The sequence below is a fragment of the Methylophaga sp. UBA4204 genome (assembly GCF_002379485.1).
Taxonomy (GTDB): Bacteria; Pseudomonadota; Gammaproteobacteria; order Nitrosococcales; family Methylophagaceae; genus Methylophaga.
The window spans coordinates 250-4,404 of record NZ_DFTU01000061.1; the positions used below are offsets into that span (position 1 = coordinate 250).

At 42.7% G+C, this 4,155-nt stretch carries 6 protein-coding genes; 2 read left to right on the forward strand and 4 right to left on the reverse strand.

From position 1 onward, the window contains the following. Positions 1–111 precede the first annotated feature (111 nt). The 4 genes from B3182_RS08860 to hmpA form a co-directional block, all read right to left on the reverse strand. Entirely contained in the window at positions 112–417 is a 306-nt protein-coding gene (locus B3182_RS08860) for a PepSY domain-containing protein (RefSeq protein ID WP_292354341.1), read from the reverse strand. A gap of 150 nt (positions 418–567) precedes the next feature. Next, positions 568–885, reverse strand: a complete 318-nt coding sequence (locus B3182_RS08865; protein ID WP_292354339.1) for a PepSY domain-containing protein — start codon at positions 883–885, stop codon at positions 568–570. Positions 886–954: 69 nt separating this feature from the next. Then, a complete protein-coding gene (locus B3182_RS08870; protein ID WP_292354337.1) occupies positions 955–1,686 on the reverse strand; it encodes an HPP family protein in 732 nt (243 codons plus the stop codon). An 89-nt stretch (positions 1,687–1,775) separates the two neighbouring features. Next, on the reverse strand, positions 1,776–2,993 hold the full coding sequence (hmpA, locus tag B3182_RS08875) for an NO-inducible flavohemoprotein (protein ID WP_292354336.1): 1,218 nt from the start codon (positions 2,991–2,993) through the stop codon (positions 1,776–1,778). Between the two features lie 87 nt (positions 2,994–3,080). Here hmpA and B3182_RS08880 point away from each other — a divergent pair, with 87 nt between their 5' ends. Both B3182_RS08880 and B3182_RS08885 read left to right on the forward strand, forming a co-directional pair. Continuing rightward, positions 3,081–3,521, forward strand: coding sequence for an RrF2 family transcriptional regulator (locus B3182_RS08880; protein WP_292354334.1), 441 nt, complete (start codon positions 3,081–3,083; stop codon positions 3,519–3,521). Next, positions 3,518–4,078, forward strand: coding sequence for a 5-formyltetrahydrofolate cyclo-ligase (locus tag B3182_RS08885; protein ID WP_292354333.1), 561 nt, complete (start codon positions 3,518–3,520; stop codon positions 4,076–4,078). Before B3182_RS08880 ends, B3182_RS08885 begins: the two co-directional genes overlap by 4 nt. Positions 4,079–4,155 lie beyond the last annotated feature (77 nt).

Below are 4,155 nucleotides of genomic sequence, written 5' to 3' on the forward strand. Positions count from 1 at the left end.
CGCCTCCCTGGCGCGCCGGCATACAGTCCATCCGTGGACATAAGTGGCGCTTTTTCAGTCACAACCCGCAGGGCTGGGGATATGAAAGATCAACAAGCCCTAAAAAATGCTTTAGAACAAGTCCCAATCTCGACTGACTTTTCTGACTTCACCGGTTTCTGCATTGATATAAATATCCCATTCCTTGCCATCTTTACCCAGCACTTCCATTTCATAATCCCATCCACCAAAAAATGCACGGTTCTCCAAGTCAATATCATCAATGATGCCTGGCTTGGCTTCTAGCGCAATAGATTTTGCTTCCTCTATACTAATCAAACCGAGTTGTTCACTTTTTGTTTTTATCTCATGTAAATCATCTGCCAAAACGGGAAAACTCATTACAGAAACAACCGAGAATATCACTAAACTTTTCATCTTTGACCTCTTTTTTATTAAGAATTTCTAAAGATATAAAAGTAAAATTAATTAAAACTGAATTTTAACTTTATTTTATATTTGTTATAGATAAAAAAACGGCCCGTCAAAGACGGGCCGCTGCTTTTTACATCAAGATAGAATTAACTATCAATCACGTTCGACTTTGCGAAGTTCACCGGTTTTGGCATGAACATCAATATCCCATTCAGTGCCATCTTCCTGAACAACTTCAACTTCGTATTCCCAACCGCCACCGTTATCAATACTGTCTAATTCGATATCTGTAACCACGCCGGATTTTTCATTTAACGCAATATTTTTAGCTTCTTCACTGCTGATTAAGCCAAATTTTTCTGCTTTCATTTGCATAGTGGCTGGATCATCATCTGCAACAACAGCTGCCGTTGAAAACGTTAAGGCTGATGCAAGTATAGTTGCCAGAGTCATTTTGTTTAGTTTTTTCATTTTTGGTACTCCTTTCCGATTAAGGTGAGCCCACTTTACAAAACCAAACTTAAATCAAACTGAATAAAATTAATTTTTCATTTTCTGGTTTAAATTTCTTTTCTCTGCATGCTCTGAAGCAAACTCATATAAATCTATCAGGTCTGTTTCTGAGACATCAATGACAGCCTCCATTTGGGAAAGCGCCCAATGAAAATCTTCTTCATTTAATAACGTGGTTTTATCTTTCTGTTTTATGAATTGATCGTGGTGTTTATGATGGTTATCACGATGCGGATAGTGGCGTCCTGGCAACAGATTATTAATCAGTAAAGACAAAACAAGCAGGCTTCCTGCGTTGATAGTGACAACAGCATAAACAAAAAACCATGCAATACTGCTGTGCTCCGGCATGCCAATAACCGCAATCATGGCTGTCGCGGCTGCAGGCGGATGAAGGGCATGCAGAAAATGCATAAAAAACACCGCCAAGCCCACCGCCATGGCAGTTGCCAACACCGGCTCAGCTATCCAATAGTTACAACTCACTCCCATTACAGCAGCGATTAAATGACCCGCCATTAACGGCCAGGGTTGAGCCATTGGACTATGTGGCACTACAAATAATAAGAATGTAGAGGCGCCCATTGATGCAAGTACCAGCAATTCCATTTCCATCGTCATTTGTAATTGGCTGAGAAGTGTCATAAGCAGCCAGATTGCCGTAAATGCTCCTAAACTGGCATTTAGCTTTTCTTTAAGTTTTGGGTGAGTTTGTAATAAACGTTGCTGCCACTTTTGCAGCCTGTCGGATAGCTTCATTGCTTTGTCATGTCTTTGGTTAGATTGATAATTCCGCTTAATGGCTTCGTTACCATTAAGCGGATACCTACGGAATAAATACCTGGGTTTCAGTCTCTTAAGTATTGGGAAGGCCCGAAAAATTCGGCAGCTATTGATGAACTATCAACGCCACGCTCTTTTAATATGGCCATTGTGGTTCGCATCATTGCGGCAGGCCCGCACAGGTAATAATTCGCCTCAGACTCTGGTACCAGGAGATCCAGCAACGCTTTGTCTATATAGCCTTCACTATCATGCAAATACAGTGATTGAGAGCCGGAAGACTGGCTGAGACGAATATGCCATTGAAAATTTGGGTAGGTACGCGCTAGTACTGAGAGTTCTTCATAAAATGGCAGAAAGTCATTATTTTTAGCTAACTGTATCAGTGTAAATGAACGATCTGGTTCATGGACCAAACCCCAATGCAGCATGGCAAGTAAAGGCGTTATTCCCACTCCACCAGCAATAAACACCAAGGGCATATTGACTGCTTCGGGCATCCTTAATATAAAGTTTCCAATGGGGGGTGCCAGCAGCAGCTGGTCACCTACCTGCACGTTATCATGCAATCTGTTGGAGACTACCCCGCCAGGATGATCTGGCAACTCACCGGCATGTTTTTTGACGCTGATTCGATAGTGATCTTCTCTCGGAGCTGAAGACAAACTATAATTCCGCATCGCCTGGCTACCGTCGGCCAGTTGAATTTTCAGCGTAATAAATTGCCCCGGCAGATAAGCCTTTAACGACTTATTATCAGTTGGTCGCAGATAGAAAGAAGTAATGTTGCTGCTTTCTGAATGACGTCGAATCAGGGTGAAAGCCTTAAAGCCATTCCAGCCATGTTTGATCAGCTGTTGCTGATATAAATCATCTTCTCTGTCGATAAAAATACCGGCTAAAACACCATAAGCCTCTGTCCAGCTGTCAATCACCTCAGTCGTTGCCGCTTCGCCAAGAACTTCACGAAGCGTTAATAACAAATTATTTCCTACGATGGGGTAATGTTCAGGTTTTATCCCCAGAGAAACATGTTTATGAAAAATAACCTCAAGCGCTTGTCGCAATTGGCCGGGGTTATCAATGTGCCGGGCATAGGCACAGATGACTGAAGCCAAAGCGTGTTGCTGGGCACCTGATTGTTGATGAGCTGGATTGAAAAAAACGTTTACTTCCGGGTTATTACGGAACATATTTTTGTAAAAACAGTCTGCTAATTGTTCGCCATGCTGCTCCAGTAAAGGCACGGTTTGATGAATAATATCGAAAGTTTCAGGCTTCATTGCCGAACTCCTATTAGCTAAACAGGCATTTTACATACCTATTTAAAAACACATAGTATTGGTCCATCTTTTAGGAGTCAACGAATAATGCAACTGACAACGCATACCGATTATGCGCTTCGATTACTGGTCTATCTGGCAATACATCATGGTAAGCAAGCTGCAACCATTCAGGATGCGGCGACACGATTCGGCATTTCATCCAATCATCTTGCAAAAGTCGCTCAAACGCTGGTTCAGCATGGTTATATTGTGAGCCATCGAGGTCGTGGGGGTGGCTTGAAACTGGCTTTACCAATCAATGATATCGGTATAGGAAAACTGGTCCGGAAAACTGAAAACCTGCAATTACTTCCCTGTTTCGGAGATGAAATCGCCTGTCCTATTCAACCTGCCTGCATATTGAGAAATGCTCTGCATAAAGCCCAGGCCGCCTTCCTGAACGTACTGGACGATTACACACTAGCCGATGTGGTATTCAATAAGGACCGTCTGCAAGAATTACTGGAAATACCGGAATCTGCATGACTACCTGGCAAGAGTGGCGCAATGAACAACGCTATCGGTTAACCCAACAGCGTTTAGACACTGCAAATGATCTTCGCCTGATTCATCAGGTAGCTTTATTTGATAAATTACAGACCATACTGGATCCCTTGCCCAAGGGCACTATTGGTTTTTACTGGCCGGTACGCGGTGAAATAGATTGCCGGGATTTCATTTGCGGCCTTATCGAGCAAGGTTGGCAAGCCGCCTTGCCGAAGATTATTGGCCCTAAAGAAGCTTTACAATTTCGGCAATGGCGTCCGGAATCCATTATGCAGGCTGAAATTTGGGATATTCCGGTGCCTCAAAACACACCCATCGTAAAGCCTGATGTGCTGATCATTCCACTGGTGGGATTTGATAGTGATTTACATCGCTTGGGCAATGGGGGTGGTTTTTATGATCGTACTCTTGCCAGTCCTGTTAAACCGTTCAGTATTGGCATTGGTTTTCAGTGGATGTTACTCGACAACATCAATGCTCAACCGCATGATGTGCCGATGGATAGAATTGTTACCGAAGAAAAAATCTTTTCATAAGTTATTCTGCGTTAAGTTAATAAAGCCTGGCTATTACATTTTTGTATACTCAATGCTAGGGCTTGTTTATCTTTCAT

Excerpts from the sequence above, each read along its gene's own strand:
- B3182_RS08860 (WP_292354341.1), bottom strand. The coding sequence starts at position 417 with ATGAAAAGTTTAGTGATATTCTCGGTTGTTTCTGTAATGAGTTTTCCC.
- B3182_RS08865 (WP_292354339.1), bottom strand. The coding sequence starts at position 885 with ATGAAAAAACTAAACAAAATGACTCTGGCAACTATACTTGCATCAGCC.
- B3182_RS08870 (WP_292354337.1), bottom strand. The coding sequence starts at position 1,686 with ATGAAGCTATCCGACAGGCTGCAAAAGTGGCAGCAACGTTTATTACAA.
- hmpA (WP_292354336.1), bottom strand. The coding sequence starts at position 2,993 with ATGAAGCCTGAAACTTTCGATATTATTCATCAAACCGTGCCTTTACTG.
- B3182_RS08880 (WP_292354334.1), top strand. The coding sequence starts at position 3,081 with ATGCAACTGACAACGCATACCGATTATGCGCTTCGATTACTGGTCTAT.
- B3182_RS08885 (WP_292354333.1), top strand. The coding sequence starts at position 3,518 with ATGACTACCTGGCAAGAGTGGCGCAATGAACAACGCTATCGGTTAACC.